A 23,497-nucleotide genomic window follows, 5' to 3' on the forward strand; every position below is an offset into this window, starting at 1 on the left:
TCGCGCAAGCGTCTGTTGATCCGACACCGGGAGCCCGCTTTCAGCGGGCATCCTTCACCGGCCGGAGGTCGGAAGCGCGAGGGATATGGAGGGCGTCAGTCCCGCAACGCGGGATGAGCGAATAGCGAACCCGGAGCAGCCCGCCCCGAAGGGCGCGCAGAGTCATAACACAGCGCCGTCCAGGTCAATCAGAAAAATCCTGCATCGCTTGTTGGCTTGCGGTGAGTGCGGCGTAATCCTCAAGCGTGTTGACGCGCTCATTGTACTTTCGCCCCTTGAGACCTTTGATCAAGTACACATTTGGAGAGCCGGCCAGAGCCTTAGCGGGCATCGGCAAGCCAAAGGCTTCAAGAGTACTTTCGTTGGTGACCCGAAGAACGCTGATAAGGTCATGGTTGATCAACACATCGAGAGCCTGACGTACTTCCTGACTACCCAATCCTATGCGTTCCTGAATGCGGTCGTAAGCAATCAACGACACATTCGTATTGCGCTGACAGACCGACAGCAAGAGTAGATAGAGAACCAGGCCGTTCATGGCCGTTTTCCCTCGGCTGGGATACTCGGCAAGCATGATCGGATTCGCACTGGAGTACCGCCGAAGGCCAAACAGGTGACCCTTGGGCAGTTTAACGTGTCCTTTCCATTCATCCGGCCGCTCCGGGTCCAGACCCTTAATTCTGTAGACCAGAGGTTTGTACCCCAGTCGTTCGAGCGCATCGGTAGCCTCCAACAGTTTAAGCCCCTCCCGCACCAACGCCCTCGACAGTTTCAGGTACAGCTGAATTTCCTCGTAGGTCGTCCGCAAACAGTGCTTGCCCACATTCCGTTCCTGCTTTTTGTCGTCCGCCATGGCCACCAGGGCAATGTAGATCTTCAGTGCAGCAATGACCCCGCCCGTTGTTGGCCGCCACGCTAGCCCCGTGGGAAAGAGAAAAGGGTCATGAAGTGAGGCCCTGGCTAGGTTCCAAGGCGAGTGCCCTGCCCTACCCAACCAGTGTCGAGGTATCGGTGAGAACCGGTCTTCTCTCAAACTCGTGCTTTGATCGCTCATATCAAGAATTTCTCCAAATCACGGCCAAAGTCACCAGGGTCATCGCGACAACGGCAAGATTCTCTGTGGGCATGGCGGCGGCTGCGGTGATGAAATTGTCCAGCCAGTGCGGTGAGTCAGTCATGGTGCAGGCTCCTGTTGATCTACCATGCCACCAATTTGAACAGCCCTAGGCGTTGATCTCTAGAATACTGATTCAGCATAAATACATGTAAAATGTTTTAATTCATGTGGTTAAGTAAATTTAAATAGTTCACGAAAAACACTCAATTACTGAAACAATAGCCGATTCCGAAAAAGCCTGGGAAGACTGTTTCAGAAAGCCCGTCAATTGCCAATCACACCAGACCACCGTTGGGGAACTGGCTAGCGCCGCTGACAACATCAGCGACGCCGCCAAAAGGACCGTGTGCAGATAAGCACGCCCACCAGGGTCACCATTACAGGCACCGCGATCAGCCAGGCAGGGGGACCGATAGCTGCCATTACCCCCGTTCCTGTCAGCCCTGCAGTGACGATCTTCCCGCCCAGGGTGTTTAATCCAATGTCCGTTTCTTTTTTTTCTGTCATTCGATTTCCTCGCTCTAAGTTTGTAATCATCTAAATATTTAGGGGCGCTTGCTCTTCCTCTCATATATGACAATTTCCGATTCCTCGGCTTTCGCAATGGCGAAACAGCGCTTCCTGTCTTTATTTATAAAAACCTGAGTTCAAACGTTCCCCTGTGTCGACGTCCCACTAATGAACAGATCTGAATGTCGAAATAACGAGAATCTCTTGGTTTTCAAGCAAACAAGGATTCGAAGGCCGACAAAGTTGTCCTCGCCCTTCTCCTCCTTCAGACCAGGTACGGGAGTGCGAAAATTCGATATGCAGAAACGTCGAGGGGAAAGGAAATGGCTTAATCATCGCCGTAGCATTATTAAGAGCTGGAAAACCCTGCAAGAAATTCCGACGCCATTGTGGTAAACTTTATTTGCCAAATGGCAGGAGGTTTTATGTCAGCGATTACGGAGAAAAAGCAGAGCCCTAAAGGGCCTGGTAAGGCAAACGTTCGAGGCGTCTATGCGGGGCGTGGTGCTGTGAAAACTCACTCAGCCGCCACTGGAAAGTACGTGTTTTCCGGTGTTCAGGGCGTGAAGAAAATTCGCCGAGGCGGCAAGGCTAAAGAGCTGGATGCCTTGAAGGCCTTGTACGACATCGACGACTCTGTCTTGTGCGCCCTGCTGGGCATGTCTCCGCGCACCCTCGTACGTCGGCGCGAAGATGGCACCGTCCATAAGGCAGAACTGGACAGGTTAGCGACCCTGCACCTGGTGATGCGCGACGCCGTGGAATTGTTTGAAGGCGACCAAGAAAAGGCCCGACGGTGGCTGAAGCGTCCGGCGAGAGCTCTGGAGCACCAGTGCCCAATAGATCTGCTGGATACCGAGGCTGGTATTCGCATGGTAAGGGACCTGATCGGGCAGCTCGAGCATGGCGTGTACGCATGAAGGCGTACCGGATCACCAAACGAAAGCACAAGGACACTGCGTTTTCCGGGTTTGGTGCGCGCCAATATGGGGGGCGCTGGAATCTGCCTAATCACCCGGCGGTGTATCTATCCGAGAGTATTGCCCTTGCTCAGCTAGAAATTCTGGTGAATCTGGGTGAGGAAGACAGCTTGCAGAATTATCTACTGTTCCAAGTCGAGGTGCCCGACAGTCAGATTATGGTACTTGCCGACGACGCTTACCCAAAAGACTGGAACGGAACAAGAGTGCCAGCAGGCACTCAGGCGATCGGAACTGACTTCCTCATCGACCGCGAAGCGCTCGCCTTGGCGGTCCGTTCGTGTGTTGTGCCACAAGAATATAACCTCATCCTCAATCCGGAACACGCCGATGCAGAAGCGGTTATCGAGGAGGCCGTTGAAGTAACATTCCAGTTTGATGCTCGTCTGAGCCCAGGCTCCTAAACGGTTTTTCCGCATCGCAATGCCCTCACCCGACCAGATGACCGGGTACAGACCAACACGCCGGTTATCGTAAGCCAGACCAGCGACGTCCGCCCCGAAGGGCGCGCACTGTCTCTCGACTGGCTAAATCTCGCCAGGCAACTAAGGTTTCCCAATCGGAGTAATGATGTAGGGCATCAACTTATTTCGCATTTAAGGCTCGGAACGCCGATCTAATCCCAGATACTTTCACGGAAGGAATTCGAAATGACCGACTACAAAAATTGGATGACGGCCCGAGAAGCAGAAATGGGGCCTTTTACCCTGCGAGATTTCGCCATTCCTGGTAGCCACGACGCCGGGTCTAAAGGCGCTAAAGTTCTTGCGATATTCGGCAATGAAGCCGCCGAAGCCCAAAGCCTGACAGTGAAAGCGCAACTGGAAGCTGGCTCGCGCTACTTGGATCTTCGCGCAAAATGGCTGCCGGACATTATTCAAGAAAATTTCATTACCCAGGTCCTGACCCCGACGACTCCGAAGGTTTGGGTAATGAAACACGGTCCTGCCTGGACCACGACCAATATGTTCGATGTTCTGAAAGAGATCCGCGAATTCAATGCCGCCCACCCCAAAGAAATCATCCTGATAACCCTGTCGATTGAAGGCAACAATCCGGACGCGGCCTATCTCGAAGCACAAAAAGCCATCGGGCCAGCACTGATGGATGAGTCCACAGCAGATTTAGCGGGCAGATCGATCAGCAACATCATGGCCTCAAAAAAAGTGATCTACATGCAAAAGTGGCCAGACTCAGACAACCTCTTGAGGACAGGCATCTACAGTAACGCCGCCTACACGCCGATACAGATTTATCAGCTTCTGAAAGAAAAATATAACACCATGCCCAGTGATAAATTATGGGTCTGGCATATTGCCCCACCCTATCGTTTCTTGGGGCCTTCCCTGCAACGCATGGTCCAATTCGACTTTGACTATTTCGCGCCAAAGCTTAAATCCGGTGAGCTTCTGCCGTACGACCTCAACATCGTGAACTGTGATTACGTTGGTGCGCACGACTGGGCCGGGGCCTGCATTGAACACAACGATCACAAGCTCCAGGGACTCCGACCCACAGCACCAGGTCATATCTCTCTGGGGTAGGTGGTTTGATCCAAAGTTTCCGGCCGGAAACAAAAAAGGCCCGCGAATGCGGGCCAAGAAAAAACAAACCAAACCTAACCAACCCGAGCCTAGCAGTCTGATCGCAGCTTGGACAGCGCAATAAAAGGCTTGCCCCCTCTTTGGAGCCCGTGGACGGGAACACTTGGCAGTTGCGAAGCTCTGCCAGGTTTGTTCGGTAACGGGCTTTGCCTGATCAGACGCGCAGCGGCTGCCTTGGCGCGAGGGCTTTTTCTGGCGCGCGCAGCGCACCGGAAAACCTACGGTCCGAAGGACGCGCCACGTTTTTCCCAGAGGGTGGGCTGGGCCTGTTAAAGGGCCAGCCCCGCGAGCTCCGCAGTGCCCCAGAAATCGGCACCGAAAAGATAGCCGCGCGCGGCTTCGGTGACGGGAATGTGGGGCTGCTGTCGGTTGAAGAAATAACAGCGCTCAAACGGCTGCAACGTGATTCGTTCAGCGAATCCGGCCGGTAGCGCTTCCCTACAGTCCACCAGGGCACCATCGGCAAAGGCGAACACGGTGCGGACTCCCTCGGAGATCACTCGCTCCCAGGTTTTTTTGGACACCACAAAAGTCACGTTTTCCAAGCCAACGGCGCGGGCATACCCAACCACCTTCCGCTTATGCTGTCCTTCCATGGCCTGAATGGAAAAGAAACTCGGCTTTAAAAGATTGCGATACACCCGCACGCGCATGCCAGGCTTAATACTCTGGCCCTTGTAAGGTATGAACATCGCTCCCCTCCCCTATCAGTTTCCGGCCGGATCCTGTCCCTTAGTTGAGCAACGTGCCCAGGCGCATTTCGGTTTCTGCCACAGTGGGCGTCAGGTTCAAACCACATAGCCCCATCAGGGTCGCGGCCGTGCCCTTCACTCCATCGGACGTTTTCTGCATCCGACCGGCGACCACACAACGACCTTCCCAAACGGGCGCGGTGCGCTCCGGCACCAGGCTCTCAAGCCGTTCCATGACCTCGAACCGATCCACCCCCTCGGTCTTTCCATACATAAGATGGTTGTTCACCATCACGGCGCCATACAGTCCCAGCGCTTCCAGGAACACGGCATGGCCGACCACGTATTGCTCGCGAAGCTCTTGCGCCGAAATCTTCCCTGACAGCATCAGATCCCACATCGGCACATGCCCACGCGCCTTCTCCAGAAACAGCTTCACGCCTTCGGCTGCATCCTTCAGATAAGCCTCGTCGAAATCGGTAATGCTGCGTGTGGTTAGGTCGGTCAGATTTGAAACAAACTTCTTGAAGCTCACCAGGTTCCACAGTTTGAAACTCTTGGGGCCCACACTGCCGGACTCGAATTCAATCCGACTGCGAAAGTCAGGGAGCTCCTTGAGCAGTTCCAGAACAAACCCGTTGAACGGATCTCGCTTGTCGTACAGGGCACTCAGCGAACTACTGGGCTTCTTGGCATTCGCGTTGATGTCGGCAAACATCTGCTGGCTCCGTTGCAGTCCCTGATCAAAGAACAGGGTCACACACACGGTTTCCTCTCCCAGCATCGGCATGGATTCCAGCGCCAGCTCAATGCCCCGGCGGCGGTGTTGCCCGTCATTGATCAGCATCACGGCATCCATTGGGATATGCAGCACCCCTACCCTCGCACCGGCGCCAGATACCTGCAGACCCTCGAAGGCCATTTCACTGCTGACGCTTGCGGTAATCGCTGGCAATACGTATTCGTGACGGTTCTCCACGATGTAGTCAGCAATGTCGCGAGCATGGCGCTCATTGAGATTACGCTGCGCGCGGGCCTCCGGCGGCAAGGTGTCCTCATCGAACCGGAACAGCTTGACCAGGTACTTGAACGGTATCTGGGCGGTATAGAACTCGTTACCTGCCTGAATGCCCTTCACGGCCGGAAAGCTGTAAGTGATCTCGGAGCGCTCCGACACATCGGCCTCGATCGCGTTAATCCTTGCCATACGCGCGGCAAAATCCTGTCGTCCGGCCTCTTCCTCGTCCAGCTTGGCCGCTGCCCGCTCCCCAAACTCGGCCTTGAGCTCATCAACCGACAAGCCAAGATCCTCCAACCAGGACGCAAAGAAATCCGGGCGCTCAATCGGTGTGCCCCGCTCCTGCAGGATCAGATCCCGCGCAAGGCTCAAGCCCAACTTTTCGTGGCGCTCCTGTTTTGCCTGGGTCGCCAGCTTTGGAACAACGTCGCCCACGGCATGACCATAAGGCGCTTCTACCATGGCAATTCGATCCGGATGATCCGCTTTACGTTGCAAGGTGCGCCAGCGCTCGTCGGCCGTGTCCTCGCTCTTGTGACGACTGATAATGTTCCCTTCCGCGAAGGTCTCGGAGTAGGATTTAGTGACGGTAACGCGCTCTAAAGCAATGATGTAGAACATGGGATTTTCCTCTGATTCTGAAAGTTTCCGTCCGGAAACAGGGGGCTTTCGCCCCGCCGGGTTAGTCGAGAAGACGGTAGATTTTTGAAGCCTCTGGATGATCCCCAACGACAGCCATCAGCTTGTCGTAGGTTTCCAGGATCAGAGCCTCTTCCGGATACTTGTCTAGGGCGTAAGAGCACCCATAGATGGTCAGGACCAGACCTGCCGCCTCGGCGCTCATCGTTTCGTCCCCGTAGTTCAGAGGACTGATCAGACGAACCGGCTCCTCAGTGTTCAGAGAGATGAAAAGCGCATCGTTGGAGGTAATGTTCAGATTCCAATAGCCGCCGTTGTAGGCGTCGTTGAAGGTGTTCATGAAAGAGAACACGAACATTTCCAGGTTCACGCAACGATCGCCCCAGTATTGGTGCATCGTTTGAGCGCGTTGGAGCTTGGGAACACGAGTGAATAGCTCAGGGATAGCTTGTGCAGTAGACATAGCAGCATTTCCTAACTCGCCTCGATGACCGCCGGCGTATCACGGTGATCAGCACCCCGCTGACCATGTACTCATTATCAGTTTTTCCTTTCTTTGTGTCAATCTTTTTGTATACAGTTAAAAGACTAAAAACCCATTAAAAACAGCTTTCTATACACAACATCGTCGAAGCTCCGCTTGTCTTTAGCACTGTGATGATCTTGATTGTCCGGACGCCGCCGGGATCGGGCAGAGCCCGAATTAAATTCAGCGCGGCTCTGCCGCCACATCGTTGGTGAAGACCGACCACGCCCCTCCCCTGTCGTGAGATCCCGACCGCCCATCAACCGCACCCGTCTCGCCGGATGCCGGTGTAGTTCTGACAAGGAGAAAAGAGAGCCTGAGAACGTACCTTGTCAGGGCCGCGCTGGTATCCGAGGGTGCATACAGGTTGATGGAAGGTCGGGATGACACTGGGAAGCCATTCACCCCAGTGGGCTGTCTGTTACCGGCCGGAGGTCGGGAGCGCGAGGGATACGGAGGGCCTGTCCCAACCGAAGGGCGGGATGAGCGAATAGCGAACCCGGAGAAGCCCGGCCCCGAGGGCGCGCCCTACCCTACCCGCCATGGGTAGATCAGAAGTTTCCGGCCGGAAACAGGTGCAGAACCCAAACTCTCACATCAAAAGTTTCCGCCCGGAAACTTTCAACGTTTAGATCCTGAACCGGTTGCGAAAGCCAAGGCCAACTAAGAAAATCAAAGCAATGGAGATAAGCCCCTGGAGACCCATCAGCGCATAAAGTCCGGGATCGGCCGCCGCGAACACGTCCCGATACGCAGTGAGCCTGAGAATCCCAGCGGCCGGGAGAAATGGGAACGTCCACGCGAATGAAAATAATAGCGGCGCCTCTACGGCCTCAAATAGATATCGGTACAAGAGACCGAAGTTGGCCCAAAAGAATGCAATCCACAGCATCGGCAAGGCAATGGATTGCCCGTAGTTCGAGGTGCACTCGTACAGGACATCAAGGACATCTGCACAGAACTGTCCGACGCTCCTCCTCCGAAATCGTTTAAACCGCATTTCTTCGGCGTGACAGTGCAACGCGAGACTGTGATCTTTGTTGGCTTCGGCCAACTCCTTAATTCGCTGAAGCTTTGCGCCCCTTTGGTATTCATCCCGTTTTTCGCGCCAATTCATGCTCGCGCCAAACTCAACGTTCGAGAGATTGAGATGCTTACGGAATTCGGTTCCGATCAAATCAGGAACTGGGCCAAACTTCATGCCATCAATAATTAAAGGCCCATCGAATGTTGATCCCGTGAATGAAACGTCACATAGAAATTTCGCGCCCTCACGCTGACGGAATATAACATCTCCAGGGATTATCGCCTGACGAAAAATAACTATACCCGGCCCAAGATCCCCAAAATCAAACTGCGTTACACCCTTTTCTGGAAAATCCACAAACGAAAAATTAAGCACACCTCTGCTGGTACCAAGTCCGGCAAACCTCAACGATCTGACCTTGTTGAAATTAGCGAATGTAAAGATAAGACCGTTATCTGACAAAACATCAGATGGGTAACCTAATCGAAGATGGCGAATAATCACTGACTGACTGTGCCAGTGGGTGGAGTTGAAGTTGGCCCTCCATAGGTTATTGGCGCCTGAGAAATCCATATCGACTTTCTTGGCATGGAATTCGGCTTCCTCAAAATCGATGCATGTGCCAAGTGATTCTTTAATACAGATTTCGAACTTTTCGCCCCCTAAGATGCACGGGACCTTCGAAGGCAGTGGACCGTCGCCTTTATACATCGGCCCGAAATCCAGGGATTTCGAACCTAGATCAGAAATCGATAGTGACGCCATTTCACAGAATTCTGTGCCATTAAAATGAATTGTGCCCCCGCCACTAAATGTTACGTCTGAAAAGAAAAAACTAAGAAAGCCACATGCCATGAAACCAACGTCGCCGCTCCCAAAATGAGCGTGATTAAAAGAAACCGAAGCGGCGCCCATGCCATTAAAACTAATGTCTCCGTCACCAAAATCACAGTTGGAAAAATCCAGACTTCTGATACCCCAGTTGATGGGTGGGAACCTCAACTCGCGGCAGCCAAGATCCTCACGCAGCTTCCTCCAATCAACGGTCTCGAAGAGATACCTCGCGTACTCTATTTCTTTCCCTAGAATCACACTGGCTTCATCCGGAGTTCGGCATTGCAACAGCGTCAGAAGAAGCCCTTGCATTTTCTCGCCCGATACCTCTTCCATTATGATACCTCATCCTATCAAACGTCCTGTTGTACGAAATAAGTTTCCGGCCGGAAACAAAAAGGCCCGTGATTTACCAGGCATCAATCACTACCATCAGATTAGCAGGGCGGAAAGGTCGCTTCTATGTTACAGGTTTCAAGTCCCCCGCGACCCTCGCGCCCAATTTGTTTCCGGACGGAAACTTTCAATCGGCAGGTGCCGAAAGGGCTAATAACGCATCCTGACCCAGCCGCAGATTGGCGTTAAACGCGGCCTGGGCTTGAACAACGGAAATATCCATTTCCTCGGCCGCCTCGTGGGCATTTCGCACCCATCCTTTAAGGCGCCCAAATTCCACGTTCAACCGACACATCAGTCGCTGATTGACCTTGAGGTGTATCGTTCCTTTTTTGTAGGCTTTGGCTTCAAACGCTACGGATCGTTGCCCAGTCTTTTGATCGGTGAAATAGAACAACACGTTTTGACCCGCTTCCCATGCTTGGCGCTCTGCTGAAATCTCATCCCGAGTTACAAAGCCCAGATTGTTAGCAATCGTCATGAAATCATTAAGAAGATCGGCAACGGTGGAATTGAGGGTAGGCGACTTGTCTCCAAAATATCCGTAATCCAGCGCCTTCCAGCATTCCAGGATGATTCGGTAGTCCAGCTTGTAGCGATCGATCTCAGGGGTTCGACCATAGCGCCAACCTTCCTCTGTAAAGGTTTTCTGATTGGACTTGTAAGCAATGACGTTCGCTTTTTTAGTCAATCTCTCGACCAGCTCGATCAGCTGATCATCGAAATACTGATTGCAGTTCTTGATTAACCAGGCACACAGCGCGTGAACATTCTCCGGCATGAAATCGATACTCATCGAGGCCTGCAACTTATCAATCACCCTTTGCCGGGTCTTGGTGGCCAGTCGCGAGGTTACCGGCCTGAAATTCCCAAACAGTTCACGCCAGTAAACATGCTTGAGACCTTCGATTTTCAGCTTCAGGCCTTTAGCCAGAGCTTCAGTGCTGACGCCGAGCCCCCCAAGCAAAATAGGGTCAAGGCTGCAGATCCGCTCATAATCACCGATCAGCTCGGAGAGATCATTTTGATAGAATTGCGCAAGGGCCTGCACCAGGCCCCTGCTGGTGATCAAGTCCCGGCCGGTGCTGATTCGTTTCTTTGCTCTCGCCTCAATCGTGGCCTTTGGATCCATATTGGAGCTGTCAGATACCGTCGATTGCGGGGCAAAATGCTGCTCAAACCAGAGATCAAACGGATCCACCCGCAACTCATCGGAACGATAGTTATGTCCACGGTCCCGACCGTGCTTGTCCAGGCGAATCCGAACCACATCCACGGTGGTCCGCGCGCGCCGGGCCGCATCTGGAGTGTCGAACGAGTATTGCGCCAGCACTTCGGTTTCTGCCTTGCGGCTTTCGATGGCCGACTGCAGCGCTGGATCCGTTTGCCACCGGACAGGCACCACGAGATAAATCAGTTTCGCATTCGCCTCGCGAACAATCTTCTCGGACCAGGTACCAAAATGAGAGTAGGGCGGGTTAGAGAAAATAACGTCACACCGCAGATCTAAAAGCACCTGCGCAAACAGATCGGTGCCAACGGTCACAACACTGCGGTCCTGGCGCTCAACAAGCATCAGGCTTTTCTCAATGGCGTATCGATCGCCCTCAGTCAAACGCATCAGCGCACGGCCGTCACCGGCACCGACATCGAGCGCCGAAAAAATCGGGTACTTGTGACTGAAGGGAGCCGACAAAATCGCCTGAATATCCTCGCGAATGGTGTTCAACATCGCATCAGTGGTGGGGTAAAACTCGAAGTCCTGGGAATGGTCTTTCAGTGCGGAAACAAGCGCAAGTGTGCTCATGATCGGTCTTCTCCTAACTCGCCTCGACGCCGGCGAACGCGGTGCCAGCATTGGGCTGGCGACTATATGATTATCTTCTTTTCGTGCTCTTTCGTCAATCTATTTGTATATCTTTAGACGGCTTACCGGCCAGAAATAGGCCGACAAGCGCCGTTTAAATCATATACTGTTATATGAACCCTGAGGTATGATGGATCTGCCTAAAGGGGCATGGAAGCCCGTTCGCTGAAGTGGAGTCTATAACGGGTGCGTCACCTGCTTAGTGGTGAGCCTGGCCGGGGGCACCCGGCACCAAACAGGGTAGGGCAGGGCGCTTAGCCAGATCTGTCCAAACGGTCCCTACGGTTCTTTACCAACCTGATCATTGGTCGGCCTTTGTCCATGACGCCAACCACACCTGATTCAATCACTACACCCACCATGTAAATGCCAGGCCCCAAGCGAACATAGGGCTCCAGAATCATTCTTCTCCAGGTCGTGATGTCTAAAAGTACCGTCGAACGGTCGCTAATCCGCTTGATAACGTCCCGATCTGCGATCCCAAGCCAAGCTCTTATGTCGATTTCAGACGACGTAACAATACCTATAGGGTCATGAGACGCATAGGCGTTAAGCGTTGCGAAGTAGGTATTGTGTCTGCGGCGGAATTCCAAAATGCGGCCCTCGAAACTGTATGCATATACAGTCTAGCAAAGGTAGACCGTTCGAGCACCGGAGCAAAAACAATGTGAGACCAGAGCCCGGTTTACCCCAGAAGTTTCACAAACTCTTCGAAACGCATGGCAACAAGTCCGGCGCCGGACACCGAAAGGAAGCCCCCAAACCAGGCCTCATGATTTCCACTTTTCCACGCAAAGTTTTATCAACAACGGCTCTATTATGGCGCTTAGGATCATAGTAAACGCTTACTTTTCTACCCGCCGGAAATTGTGAAATAAACGCCTGAATGTCGTCGTACTGATAGGGGCTGAAGAAAAGAGGAGAGGTCGAGCGAAACGTTTTACCGCTGACGGCATACTCGTACTCGAAATCTAACAGGTAAGAGTTCCCGCGCGGGTTGCGGCTTTTTTCGGAACCAAAGTTAGCCTGCCGCTTTGAAGACTTAAGCACTACCCCAGAAACTGAAGGCCAACTCTGAGATGCATTCCTGGCAAGCCTCACCCGACGAACTGCCGTAACTAAGAGCCTCAGCCCACCAAAAACCAAGGCGATTCCAACAACAAGGGGTCCGAATGTCTCAATCATTTTTTAAGGTCCGATCCGTTAATTGACCTGGAGCCTGGCGACTTGAACTTCCAGAATATTCCATTTATGCGCTACAGGCGTACTTTGAAGGGGGCTTGCCCGTCACCGGTTGAGCTGACTCCGGTTCTATCGACTGGCTTGTGGCTTCATTTGCAGTATCAAACGTCGACGGGGGCATCTACTTCAGCTCTGATTCACTCGTACAGCCAGCGACACTCAGAATGGCGAGGCTTAATGTGTAAATCTGTGGGTATCGTATAGAGTCCTTTCTTTACACTGATCGTTTTTTAACTACCTCCTGGTTAACCATATAAAACAGAACACTAGGCCTTATTTCCACCGTTTTATCCACTGAATTTGCGGATAACCTACGACGTTTCGACGCAACAGCGTTGCCCGGAGGTTTCAAATAAAGTATTCACCCCGGTCCGGACATTGAATTCAACACAACCATACCGAATACGAAAACTCCTGCTGTTATTGCAAAACAATCCATTTGGGCATACAAAATTCCGGTGCTTGAATCGAGTGGGGTAGGGCGGGCCGCTCACCCCGCAATGGTTTTCTGGATCCTTCGGAACCGTAGGTTCTTCAGCTTTGGCAGCTCGTTCATGAGTTGATGGAACGTGCTCACCGTTCGCTCGTTCATTATCAGCCACTGCACATCGATAGCTCCGTGCTGCGACTCGATAAACAGCTTGATGTCCGCCCGGGTTTCATCCACAACCTTAACCAGGTCAAACTGTTCGACTGCTCCGAACGCCTCAACCATCCCGTCTCCATGGGATTCAATTAATCTCGCGGCATCGGTAAGGGATATGACACCTTCTTCGAGGCTGGACAATGTCAGCGCAGCAAAACGTAAAAACCGATCCCTAGCAAGCCACTGCAGTGTTTGCATGATTATTTGCCCTTCCATTGGTCTCTGATGTCGAGTTTCCGGCCGGAAACTGACGAAACAACAGCGCAGTATCGTCAGACCGATCCCTGGTAATGTAAAACAGCCTTAGTCTCAGCGTTTACAGGTGTATTCCATCGCAATTAAGCAATCTTCATTTAGTTGCCGGAAAACACGCGAGGCCCGCCTGATTAACACTGCTCACATAAACGCTTCGCTGGTTTTCGTTGCTCTTAGGCACGAACTCCAACACATTTTTGTTTTCGAGCTTCCCCGTGAATAGAACCTGATAATTAGGTTCCGTGGCAGCCTCGACCATGGAATGTTGCCCCGCAAAAAGAGTTCCTAAGCCAATCAAGGCAATGGCCGAAACTGGCGCCAAAAAGATAAAGACACCCGTCATTCTTTTCATAATTGTATTCCTTTACCTGGTTTGGCGACCCGAGGCGCAGCCGCTGAAGACAATGCTTTCTATCCAAAGGCACCAGAGGTGTTCCCATTCCATCCATCCGATCCAGAACAATGAAATTCTTTATCAGAGATCATTGGCGCAATTTGCCGCTTGCAGAGCCTGGTGGTACAGATAGTCGAAGTCCTCTTTTTCAAGATGTCTCCGCGCGAGCTCTACAAACAGCTGTGAAACCGAAACATCGGCCCCGCCGCGATGCCGCACCGCCTTGCCGGCTTTGATGAGTTGATTCACTTCAGCCAACTCTAACCGTGCCGCTTCCCGTTGCTGCTGGAGCTCTTCGATCTCATTCCCGATCCTTTGCTTCGCTTCACCAGATGATCCTGGGATGCAAGCTTTCAGGCGTCGCTTTTCCTCATCCAGGTTGCCCATAGTCTCAATAAGCACAAGACGTCGCTGATATGGAGTCACAATATTTTCAGCCATCACGATCAAGCCCCCCATGCCATATCAACGTCATCCCGCGCCACCCTCAAGCGGCCACCTCGGGTTTCAACGACCAAAGTGTTTTTGTAAACCCGCTTAACTTTGGCCAACACTCGATCCATTGGAACCGTTTGACCTCTTTTCACTTTTTCCATCTCACTTACCTCGCGTTGCGGTAAACCAATTTGACTACTCTTGTATCGTAACCTCCGCCTCCTTTTGAGGCAATCTCTTTGTATATCTTTCGAATACAATAGGCGGTAAGTTAGCGGCAAAGACGACAACAGTTTCAGACAGAGTTTCCGCCCGGAAACAAGCTATCCAGACTCAATGCGTCCTTATGCTTTTCCAAGTGTGCAAGAGCCATAGATCTAGGTACCGATGATTCAAGCGGCAGAGGAACTACATTTGATCCAAGATTTTCCTTGAACCTTTTCCCAAGATCTCCATAAAAAGCGACGCACCAAAGACCATTTTCTACTACAAGCTCCATACTAGAATTCTCTATTTTCATATAATTCTATATTAAATGAAAATAATTGCGCGGAGTCAAAGTTTTTTTATTGAAAGTTTGACAAATAAACCGGTAGGATAAGGCATTACTCACGTTCGCCGGTTTTCGTGGCGACCTAAAAGAAGGACCTACCTAATGGCGAAGCCTTTTGCCCCTAAGCTCAAACGCCCCATTAAAATTGCGGTGATTAATCGCAAAGGCGGCGTCGGCAAAACCAACACCACAATTAATTTGGCTTGTGAATTTGTGAACCGAGGTTATGCAACGGTTATCGCTGACACAGAGAAGGAAGGCGGCTGTGTTCACTGGCAAAGCCTGGCCGGTGATGAAGCCAAGGTGCCAGTAGTTGGCATGTATGACCCGATGATCAAGGTCAACATCAAAGCCTACGAAGGTTCGAACGACATTATTCTGATCGACACCGCCGGGATCATTGTCGATATGGATGATGAAGAAGATGGAAAAGCCAGCAAGATCAACAGCGCTGTCATGGCCATGGCCGATTACGTCATTGTTCCTCTTCAGCCGGCACCTGCCGACTTTCGTGCCACTGAGGTCTGCGTAGAGTCCCTGAGCAAGATCCAGGGTTTCCGTGATGGCGCGCCGTTTTTTCGGATTCTGCTGACCAGCACACGCGCCAATGAAGATTTAACCCGCATGGCGCTGGAACTATTCGGCGAGGATTACCCGTATCCCGTATTCAAAACCACCATTCGCCGCTCCGAGGAATTTAAAAAGGCGCACGCCTACGGCCAGGGCATCGTGGATTACGCCAAACGCTCAGAATCCGCAAATGACATCCGAGATTTGGCCGACGAAGTTCTGAGGGACCTGGACGAGGGTAGGGCATGAACAAGAAAGCAGGCTTGAAAGCTGCATTGGGGGGCAGCAAAAAGGAAACCACAGAAGCTAAAGTAGCCAGCAAACCCGTTGTCACTGCCGCGTCGGGCGAACTGTGCCGAGTGCTGATTTCCTCAATTCGGCCGGATCCCAATCAACCGCGGGAGAAGTTCGACCCAGAGTTCATCCAGTCTCTGGCGCGCAAGCTTCAAAAGGACGGTCAGCATACACCAATTACTGTCGTGATGACCGGGGCCAACCAATACAAGATCCGTAATGGTGAGAACCGCTGGAAAGCGGCACAAGAAGCGGGCTGGGAATACATCGATGCGATTATTTATGAATTCGAGCCCGAAGAGTTATCGGCCCCTGAACAGGCCGAAATTCTTCGTAAGCAGAAATCAGACAATGACGATCGCAGACCGCTAACACCATGGGAAGACATCAAAGCCTGCGCGCGCTATGTAGAGCTCTCTGGAAAGAAGCAGGGCGAAGCCGCCGAAGACCTGGATCTTTCCAAGACTGATCTGAGCAAACGACTGAAAATCTTCAACGGTCCCGAAGAAATTAAGAATCTTGTTCGTGCAGAAGCGTTAACGAACCTGAACACTCTCGGCAGCCTGGTGGAATTGTGGAAACTCGATCAGGAATCTGCCTCTGCCGAGGCTCAAACAATTCTCGAAACCGGCCAGATTGCCCCGGGAGCTGAAAAGAAATACGCAGCTCGCGTGAAAGCGCTTAAAGATGACGAGGAAGTACCAGGCTCTAAGCCGGCGAAGAAAGAACCCGATCCCCAAACACCGAAACCTCAGACATTTTCCGCCAAGAAAGTGAATGTCGCTGAGAAGGGCGTTCTGGAAATTGAAGACGGCAAAGGCAACGCCATGCGATTTAAAGTTCCTAGAAGCTGGAAGAAAGACTGGGAAAAAATCGGTGAAGCGCTGTTTGGCGGTAAGTTATGAGCGAAGAAAACAAAAAGCAAAGGGTAGGGGACGGCCGTGTGTTCTTTGCCCACGTACTGGCCGTCTTTGGTCCCCAAGAAAGCCATGACGTCACGGCTCAAAGAATTCTCGATGTGGGCAGGATCCGATACGGCGCCGAAAGAGACAACCTGAAAGGCAAGCACCTCAGATCCTGGGCTGACGGTACTCGTATCGTTCCCAAATGGGCGTATGCTGCCGCCCTGGACCTGGCGCTCGAAAACGGATTTGAGCCAACTGACGATGACCAGGCAATTGCGACCTGGAAGACCTGGCGCTCAGAAAGGCAAGAATTATCCGATGAACAGGCTTTCACCGAGTTCATGAGTTCCATCCCACTTTCCAAGTCACAGCGCGCAGCCGTGCAGACCTATGCGGGGTTAGGCGAATGAATATCCACCCCCAATCCTTTGCTAAGGCTGTGAAGGCCGTCAAACCTTCCCAGGACATCAAGGATCGGGCGTACCAAGTTTTAGTGGAAGGTACACCGACCTTGGAGGTGTTCAAGCGCGATGCACCCAACGCCGAAAAGGAATACCAGGTTCTGGTTGAGCTGTTTAAACATTCTGTAGCGCCTACGGAGCAGCCCATGTTCACTCAGCTGCAGCTGGTCTCGATCACTACAGAGTTTCGCTTCATCAAATATTGGGTATTCATGGCGCTGTCCCTCGTTCTCGTAGACGGCTACACCATGTCCCAGGTCGGACGTCTACTTGGGATGTCTCGACAGCAGGTAAACATCGGCGTCATCAGAGCCAAGGAGAAAGCGCTGTTTCTGGGCATCCTGGAAGACGCGCCGGATCTTGAGACGATCACGGTACAAATCCCGAAAACTGTTGCAAAGCAGGTTAAAGATTACGAACACGAATTTGCTAGCGCATCAGTGAAAGAGGGCGCCCAGAAGCGCCCTGTGTTCGCGATCCTTGATAATGACGATGCTGACCAGGTAGAGCGGTTTATTGCAGAACTTCAGAGCGCCAGAAAAAGCGCCTAACTCTTCCGGGCCGGGCTGGTGGCTTCACACGGGGCCAATTTCCGGCCGGAAACCACGCTTCATCCGATCAAAATCAACCTCTACACTGCGCCAGGATTTCTTTAATCCTCTGGTATTCGTCAGGATTAGGTTCCAACCGGTATTTCAGAACAATTCTTGTAAATCTGGCCGTGTAACCACAACGACCTTCCGGCGGTAACCATTGATCCGGCCCTCTATCGGATTTTGACTGATTCAGCGATTCGACGATCAACACATTCGCAGGATCATTGGCGAATGTCTCTTTTTGCTCGTCTGACCACTCTGAGGCCCCTCGGCGCCAACTCCAAAAGAGGGGGACCAGGTGATCGGCCTCAAGCTGTCGGGCATCGTGAATAACCTCATTGGTGAACGGGCTGATCCAACGCCCAAAGAGGACCCTGCATTTGGACGCATCCGTAAAGCGCACGGGTGCCGTAGAGCGTTCGATAAGAAGCTCATTACGGGTGTCCTGACAGTCACGGTCTTCATCTGCCCATCCGTTTCCATAGTGAGCGCGACTGTAGACCTGAGCACCAATTTGCTGGCGCGTGGAACTGGTCCCTTTTGGCAGGCGGCCTCCAGACTGCGTACACCTTCGAAGACTCTCGAAGCCTTGGTAGTTTTTCACCACGTCGTACCAGGGGCTTTGCGGTCCATGACAGATGCCCGAGCCAGACTTTTTGACCACATCGGCTGCCCCCATCAAGGGCAAAGCCGATAACACCAAGAAACATAACCAGACAGTCCATCGCTTAATCACGACTTACCGCCTTTCTCCCTGCCGGTACTGGTTTCCTGTCCTTGTTTCTGGAGCTCTTCAAGCTGCTTCTTTAACTGTTTTATGTCTGCTTTCAATTCTTCGTTTTGGCTTTGGCTCGTTGCCAGCTTGGTCTCAAGCTGAGTTACCTTTGTTTCTGCGTCTTTTTGGGCAGCGCGGGCAGACTCCCGATCAACCTTGCGTTCCTCTGCCAGGGCCTCCGAAGCTTTCTTTTGGGCTTCGAGCTCTTTTACCTGACCCTGAGCTTCTGACAGTTCGTTTTTCACATCAGACACTTCCTGTTCCCGAGACTCCGCACTCGCTTTCCAACCATCACGCTGTTCGCGCAAATCGAATTTGTCACCCTCCAGGCTTTTATTGGCGTTTTTCAAACCAGCGACTTCGTCTTTCAGATCTTTGGTTTTTTCTTGCTCTTTACTCAGTTTTTGATCGGCAATCGCAAGTTCTTTTTCCAGACTCACCAGCCGGTTTCCGAGGGTTTTGTTCTCTTCGTTCGCTGTATTCAGCGCTCGTTTTGTCTGATCCAACTCGTCCTGCAACGCCCTTGCCTGGCTCTCCAGTTCATCAACCGCTGTAGCGGCATCGATCAGCTCGGCCTCAGCGCTCTCCTGTTGTTCTTTGGCCGACTTCATCACATCGGCTACACGACGCTCCGCAGTCTTTACCGCTCGGTTGTTAAGATTCAGCGCCAAACTCCTAACCTGATCCAGAAATGAATCTGTCATTTCTGTCAGAGCTTCTTCAACTTCCACCGGCAAGTCTTGGACGGGCTGACTCTCAACCACTTCCTGACTTTGCCGGAATTCCTCCCATACCCTCACCAGGCGGGAAGGATTGCCGCCTCCGATTTCCTTTCTCAGGGCGAAGCCAGTTACCCGCCGACCTTCGCTCAAAAGACGCTTGCCAGCCTCGATGATCTGTTCATCTTCAAATTCAGCAGGGCGCATAAAAACCTCGAATCAGTGGAATATGAGTCAATGATACCCTAAGATAATAAACAAAGAAACAAACAAATAAAGGAACAAAGAAATAAATAACAAGCCAGGATTATGTGAAATTTGTGAGGAGTTTCGAATAGAAAACCTGGATGGTGCGCATATCGGTATTGCCGCACTTGAGGCGAAAACCACTTACACCGAAGCCGCGTGGCGTTTTCATGCCACGGTTAGGATCCTGAGTCCAAAAACCCGCGGGGAAGGGTGCATTCAAGGGAGTTGCCGGTGTGGCAAGACCTTTTCGGTGGCAGACTGGTCTTTCAGTTACTCCCTTGATGGCCTGGGTTTCAGGAGTTGGTGCATTGCCTGGATCCGATCCTATCTTCCCGGTGAAGTCACTTTCCCTTGGCTGGGTGGCGATCTGAGTTCTATTGACGCTAAAGATCGTGAGCGTAATAACGGTCGCCGGCGAGATCACTTCTGGAAACGTCACCTGGATTTAGGGCATGAAGGCCAGAGAAAGGGTTTCTTTCAGGTTGCCCTTAACGGTGATGGAGCCTTTGAAGCTCCCTGGGCAGAATTCGACTTTGATGCAAGCAGGGCAGGGTTTGTGGCCATTCCAATCAGCGAAGAGAAATAGGTGGCCAGGCTCACTGAGGTTGCCTTTCATGGAAGGCTGGTCTTATTAATTCCTGAGAAAAGCGGACAACCTCATGTTTGCATTATTTCCTATTTACACAGTTATGTTTGTTTCTGGACGAATAAAGACTGCCAAAACAATACATTACCTGTTTTCAGGCAACCACGATGAAGACTCAGTAGATCTGATGAAGTAAAACGGCAACTCCATGACGGTAAAATCGCATGGTCTGGACGGTTCCACGCAACTCCATGACGCAGTCCGGCAACCCAATGAAGGTCGGCCTCAGAAAGCGTTTTCTCACTAAAAGGCAACCCAATGACGGCTGTATAGGCACCTGTCAGGCTTTTTAGGCAACCTGATGACGGTTAACCTTCATTTTAAGCAACCAAATGACGGCCAAAGTCCGGAGATTTTTCATCCTGAAGGCAACTGAATGACGGTCGATCTCGGTTTCGGGGGTTTCGTAGCCTGGTACTAGCGTTTAACGGCAACCTGATGACGGCCTTAAAATCGATCTTAGCGAGTAACGGCAACTCAATGACGGTTAAATGTCTCTCCCAGGCAACCTGATGACGGTGGTTTCGATCTTTACTGGCCCAAAGCTACGCTAGAATGCTCGGTGTTGGGAAACTGCCCCCCTAAACGGCAACCAGATGAAGGCGAATCCAGCACAAGAAAGGGAAGGGCGGCTTCAGTAACAGCCCAAGCCCGCCCAATAATCGGGTAGGATCTATTGAATTACCCATCTTCACCGTCATTTGGTTACCAACGACCGTCATCAGGTTGCCTTTAACCTTCCTTGAGTTGCTTCTGATGCGTCGGGCTTGAAGCGATCTGACTTGGGTGATATTTGTTCAAACCATAATTTCATTCATTCGGGGATCGTCGTGGGTCAAGCAGCTGAAGCCGGTCACCAGCTCGATTTAATTCCGCTTAACGAAAACACCCAAAAACTCCGGGTTGCGAAGGCCAATGCACTGGTTGAGGCGCAATTCGAGCTCACCAGCCAGGAACACAAACTTCTTTTGGTTGCCATGGCGCAAATCCGGAAGGACCAGACGCAGTTCCATGAACAGGTTTTTCAGGTCCAAGACCTGGTCGAACACCTGGAGCTCAACCCAAAGAATGCTTACAGAGACCTACGGCGCATTTCCAAAGGAATTATGAGTAAGCAGGTCACCATTCGGAACGACGACACCGGCGAGTGGCGCATGTACCAGTGGGTTTCCAAAGCTTACTGCGAGCGAGGTACCTTCGGCATCAAATTCAGTGAAGAGCTCAAGCCCTTCCTTATCGGCCTGGTAGGGCGGTTCACCCTCTACGAACTTGGCCGGATCCTCAAGATGAAGTCGAATTATGCCATTCGACTGTACGAGCTTTTCCAGCAATACCGTAAGTTCGGTAATCGGACCGTTGGCCTGGATCCAAAGCTTGCAGCTCGCAATGGTTGGGATAACTTCTCGAAATTGATGGGCTACAACCCGGAAACCTACGAAAGATTCGCCAATCTCAATCAGAAGGTGCTTCAGCCGGCGATCGCTCAAATTGAGCAATTCACGGAGTTCAAAAAGGTTCACGTCAAAAAGATAAAGCACGGCCGTAAAACGGTTGCCTTAGAGTTCGAGTGGAAAACCATCGACACGCTTGAAGATCTTCCTAACCATCCGTTGTATTCAGACCTCAGGGCGCTCGGCGTCACCGACGCATCATGTCGCCAGCTCTTTTCCCAATTTGATGAAGATCGGATCGTCAACAATCTTGCGCTGGCCAAAGCCCACCACCGAGCCCATACATTGAGCAACCCGGCCGGCTGGTTCGTGACGGCCGTGCGTGAGAATTATGCGGACCCTGAGCTGCCATTTGAAATCGAATCAACAGCAGCCAAGACCGCGGAGCCAAAACAAAAGCCGGATCATCCTTTGTTCGACGACTGCGCATCGCCGGCGGAATTCCGTAAATTGGTTGCCGCTGAGCAGGAGAGGGGCGAATCGTTCGCGACCTACTCCGAATTTCTAAACTATTCGGTCAATCAGCAGGTTGAGAAATTCCGGGCTGTCCCTTAGCCATAATTGGCAGCCTTAACGTTCCGATATCGAAAAACAGATCTCGCCACTCAGGGTTTCACCGATAACATGGAAGAAAAGGATCGCCTCAACCTGGTTGCCGACCAGCTTCATAACATCTAACCGAGATTGCTTATGGCATTGGAAGGAATAAACAGCAAGAAGGAGTTGCACAGTTTCATTGCTAAACATCTCTCGCGTTCTCATCCCATCCGATCCCCGGAATTCCTTTTCGGTAGGGAAAAGGAACTGCGCCAGGTCGAGCGGGCTTTATACTCAGACGGGACTCACGTCTTCATTGTAGGGGACCGAGGGGTAGGGAAAACGTCAATCGCTACCATCGCTGCAACAAGCTTCCAAGAAGGATCAAAAGCCCACATTCATATTGACTGCTCCCCCAGGACCACCTTTGCGGGTATTGTCGCCAACATCGCCTACGAAGCTCTTAAACACTCCGGTATCTTCGAGCGAAGTAGTGAATCTGGGCACGGAACGTCTATCGCGCTGCTTGGCCTAAACATTGGGAAAAGTTTGAGTCAGGGCGTCCGGTTGGCTGACATTGAAACTGGTATCCGTGATGTCACCGATGCCGTGCGAGTGTTTAAATGGCTTGCAGACAATTATTCCGACCCAACGACCGTGGTCATCGATGAATTTGATCGTATTCGCGATCCAAATGAGCGCAACCGGTTCGCTGATTTAATTAAGCATTTTGGCAACCAGATGATCCCCGTAAAGCTGATTATCACCGGCATTGCCACCAACGTGACAGACCTTATAGGCGAGCATCCATCCTGTGCCCGACAAATTGATTCAATTGATGTTCCGAAATTGAACTTCGACGATCGCTGGCAGATTATTCGGGAACCGCTTAATAATTTGGACGTAACAATCGGGCGCGAGCTTGAAATCCGCATCGCATTGATCAGCGACGGTTATCCTTATTACGTGCACCTGTTAACAGAGCGCCTTATATGGGAGCTCAATGATGATCCGAACCTCGTACACACAGTGAACGAAGATCACTTTCAGACAGCCCTTGGAGAAGCCATCGAGACTTGCTCTGCGGAATACAAAGTGCCTTACGAGAAAGCCGTGAACTCAATCCCGAACATTGAAGAAATCCTCTGGTCGACAGCCGACACTGATTACATGGTCCGCACTGAAGAGGAGATGTTCGCATCGTATCTTGGGATTATGCGTCAGATTTCGCGCTCTCCAGTAAGTCGCGAGGAGTATAAAAAGGGTATTCTGAATTTGGCGAAACCATCCAATGGTCCAATTTTGCAGCGCGCTCAAAAACGAAAACCGATTTTTGATTATAAAGAGCGAATGTTGCGTGGGTATGTCCGCCTACAGGCTGAATCACATGGCGTTCGGTTATACAACGATTTGCAGAAGGATCCAAAACCCTTGTCAGCAAATGCTGCCAGTAGTCGTTACGGTTACAGGGCAAGCACGATTCCAAAGGAGGTCCGCTTTGCGAACGAATCTGGCCCAAAAGCCGATTAACTTTGCCCATTGGCACATGACAGGTTGAG

At 51.8% G+C, this 23,497-nt stretch carries 23 protein-coding genes; 9 read left to right on the forward strand and 14 right to left on the reverse strand.

Annotation, left to right across the window (positions count from 1 at the left end):
- Positions 1-184: 184 nt before the first annotated feature.
- From QPL94_RS19470 to QPL94_RS19480, 3 genes are all read right to left on the reverse strand, one after another.
- Complete coding sequence (locus QPL94_RS19470) at positions 185-853, reverse strand: hypothetical protein (protein WP_285359579.1); 669 nt, start codon at positions 851-853, stop codon at positions 185-187.
- A 202-nt stretch (positions 854-1,055) separates the two neighbouring features.
- Positions 1,056-1,178 carry a hypothetical protein gene (locus QPL94_RS19475; protein ID WP_285359580.1) on the reverse strand — a complete coding sequence of 41 codons (123 nt, stop codon included), beginning with the start codon at positions 1,176-1,178 and terminating at the stop codon, positions 1,056-1,058.
- A 260-nt stretch (positions 1,179-1,438) separates the two neighbouring features.
- The gene (locus tag QPL94_RS19480; RefSeq protein WP_285359581.1) at positions 1,439-1,624 is read right to left on the reverse strand and encodes a hypothetical protein; all 186 of its coding nucleotides are present in this window, start codon (positions 1,622-1,624) and stop codon (positions 1,439-1,441) included.
- Positions 1,625-2,052: 428 nt separating this feature from the next.
- Here QPL94_RS19480 and QPL94_RS19485 point away from each other — a divergent pair, with 428 nt between their 5' ends.
- The 3 genes from QPL94_RS19485 to QPL94_RS19495 all read left to right on the forward strand — a co-directional run bounded on the left by QPL94_RS19485 (position 2,053) and on the right by QPL94_RS19495 (position 4,151).
- Positions 2,053-2,547 carry an Xre family toxin-antitoxin system antitoxin gene (locus tag QPL94_RS19485; RefSeq protein WP_285359582.1) on the forward strand — a complete coding sequence of 165 codons (495 nt, stop codon included), beginning with the start codon at positions 2,053-2,055 and terminating at the stop codon, positions 2,545-2,547.
- Positions 2,544-3,011, forward strand: a complete 468-nt coding sequence (locus tag QPL94_RS19490) for an RES family NAD+ phosphorylase (protein WP_285359583.1) — start codon at positions 2,544-2,546, stop codon at positions 3,009-3,011. The genes QPL94_RS19485 and QPL94_RS19490 overlap by 4 nt, the downstream gene beginning before the upstream one ends.
- 246 nt (positions 3,012-3,257) lie before the next feature.
- Positions 3,258-4,151, forward strand: coding sequence for a phosphatidylinositol-specific phospholipase C domain-containing protein (locus QPL94_RS19495; protein ID WP_285359584.1), 894 nt, complete (start codon positions 3,258-3,260; stop codon positions 4,149-4,151).
- Positions 4,152-4,480: 329 nt separating this feature from the next.
- Here QPL94_RS19495 and QPL94_RS19500 read toward each other — a convergent pair whose 3' ends face one another.
- The 9 genes from QPL94_RS19500 to QPL94_RS19540 all read right to left on the reverse strand — a co-directional run bounded on the left by QPL94_RS19500 (position 4,481) and on the right by QPL94_RS19540 (position 14,188).
- Positions 4,481-4,903 (reverse strand): L5-gp82 domain-containing phage-derived protein, encoded by a 423-nt coding sequence (locus tag QPL94_RS19500; protein WP_285359585.1) that lies wholly within the window; start codon positions 4,901-4,903, stop codon positions 4,481-4,483.
- A gap of 40 nt (positions 4,904-4,943) precedes the next feature.
- Entirely contained in the window at positions 4,944-6,542 is a 1,599-nt protein-coding gene (locus QPL94_RS19505; protein WP_285359586.1) for a DNA sulfur modification protein DndB, read from the reverse strand.
- Between the two features lie 61 nt (positions 6,543-6,603).
- Positions 6,604-7,023 (reverse strand): antirestriction protein, encoded by a 420-nt coding sequence (locus tag QPL94_RS19510; protein WP_285359587.1) that lies wholly within the window; start codon positions 7,021-7,023, stop codon positions 6,604-6,606.
- A gap of 691 nt (positions 7,024-7,714) precedes the next feature.
- Positions 7,715-9,283 carry a hypothetical protein gene (locus QPL94_RS19515; protein WP_285359588.1) on the reverse strand — a complete coding sequence of 523 codons (1,569 nt, stop codon included), beginning with the start codon at positions 9,281-9,283 and terminating at the stop codon, positions 7,715-7,717.
- A gap of 187 nt (positions 9,284-9,470) precedes the next feature.
- Entirely contained in the window at positions 9,471-11,150 is a 1,680-nt protein-coding gene (locus QPL94_RS19520) for a class I SAM-dependent methyltransferase (protein WP_285359589.1), read from the reverse strand.
- A gap of 759 nt (positions 11,151-11,909) precedes the next feature.
- Positions 11,910-12,395, reverse strand: a complete 486-nt coding sequence (locus tag QPL94_RS19525; protein WP_285359590.1) for a DUF3592 domain-containing protein — start codon at positions 12,393-12,395, stop codon at positions 11,910-11,912.
- A gap of 547 nt (positions 12,396-12,942) precedes the next feature.
- The gene (locus QPL94_RS19530) at positions 12,943-13,296 is read right to left on the reverse strand and encodes a hypothetical protein (protein ID WP_285359591.1); all 354 of its coding nucleotides are present in this window, start codon (positions 13,294-13,296) and stop codon (positions 12,943-12,945) included.
- 151 nt (positions 13,297-13,447) lie between these two features.
- A complete protein-coding gene (locus QPL94_RS19535; protein ID WP_285359592.1) occupies positions 13,448-13,705 on the reverse strand; it encodes a hypothetical protein in 258 nt (85 codons plus the stop codon).
- Positions 13,706-13,828: 123 nt separating this feature from the next.
- On the reverse strand, positions 13,829-14,188 hold the full coding sequence (locus QPL94_RS19540) for a hypothetical protein (RefSeq protein ID WP_285359593.1): 360 nt from the start codon (positions 14,186-14,188) through the stop codon (positions 13,829-13,831).
- Between the two features lie 649 nt (positions 14,189-14,837).
- Here QPL94_RS19540 and QPL94_RS19545 point away from each other — a divergent pair.
- Genes QPL94_RS19545 through QPL94_RS19560 form a run of 4 tightly spaced genes read left to right on the forward strand, consistent with a single transcriptional unit; the run spans position 14,838 to position 17,516 of the window.
- Positions 14,838-15,554, forward strand: coding sequence for a nucleotide-binding protein (locus QPL94_RS19545; protein WP_285359594.1), 717 nt, complete (start codon positions 14,838-14,840; stop codon positions 15,552-15,554).
- Positions 15,551-16,504 (forward strand): ParB/RepB/Spo0J family partition protein, encoded by a 954-nt coding sequence (locus QPL94_RS19550; RefSeq protein WP_285359595.1) that lies wholly within the window; start codon positions 15,551-15,553, stop codon positions 16,502-16,504. The genes QPL94_RS19545 and QPL94_RS19550 overlap by 4 nt, the downstream gene beginning before the upstream one ends.
- On the forward strand, positions 16,501-16,914 hold the full coding sequence (locus QPL94_RS19555) for a hypothetical protein (protein ID WP_285359596.1): 414 nt from the start codon (positions 16,501-16,503) through the stop codon (positions 16,912-16,914). The genes QPL94_RS19550 and QPL94_RS19555 overlap by 4 nt, the downstream gene beginning before the upstream one ends.
- Entirely contained in the window at positions 16,911-17,516 is a 606-nt protein-coding gene (locus QPL94_RS19560; RefSeq protein WP_285359597.1) for a hypothetical protein, read from the forward strand. Before QPL94_RS19555 ends, QPL94_RS19560 begins: the two co-directional genes overlap by 4 nt.
- Before the next feature lie 73 nt (positions 17,517-17,589).
- Here QPL94_RS19560 and QPL94_RS19565 read toward each other — a convergent pair whose 3' ends face one another.
- Both QPL94_RS19565 and QPL94_RS19570 read right to left on the reverse strand, forming a co-directional pair.
- Positions 17,590-18,240, reverse strand: coding sequence for a GmrSD restriction endonuclease domain-containing protein (locus QPL94_RS19565; RefSeq protein WP_285359721.1), 651 nt, complete (start codon positions 18,238-18,240; stop codon positions 17,590-17,592).
- A 53-nt stretch (positions 18,241-18,293) separates the two neighbouring features.
- A complete protein-coding gene (locus QPL94_RS19570; RefSeq protein WP_285359598.1) occupies positions 18,294-19,262 on the reverse strand; it encodes a DNA-binding protein in 969 nt (322 codons plus the stop codon).
- A gap of 1,518 nt (positions 19,263-20,780) precedes the next feature.
- Between QPL94_RS19570 and QPL94_RS19575 the strand changes: the two genes are divergently transcribed.
- Both QPL94_RS19575 and QPL94_RS19580 read left to right on the forward strand, forming a co-directional pair.
- Positions 20,781-21,956 carry a replication initiation protein gene (locus tag QPL94_RS19575; protein WP_285359599.1) on the forward strand — a complete coding sequence of 392 codons (1,176 nt, stop codon included), beginning with the start codon at positions 20,781-20,783 and terminating at the stop codon, positions 21,954-21,956.
- Between the two features lie 135 nt (positions 21,957-22,091).
- Complete coding sequence (locus tag QPL94_RS19580) at positions 22,092-23,468, forward strand: AAA family ATPase (protein WP_285359600.1); 1,377 nt, start codon at positions 22,092-22,094, stop codon at positions 23,466-23,468.
- Positions 23,469-23,497 lie beyond the last annotated feature (29 nt).

It is taken from the genome of Marinobacter sp. SS13-12 (assembly GCF_030227115.1).
In the GTDB taxonomy this organism is placed as follows: domain Bacteria; phylum Pseudomonadota; class Gammaproteobacteria; order Pseudomonadales; family Oleiphilaceae; genus Marinobacter.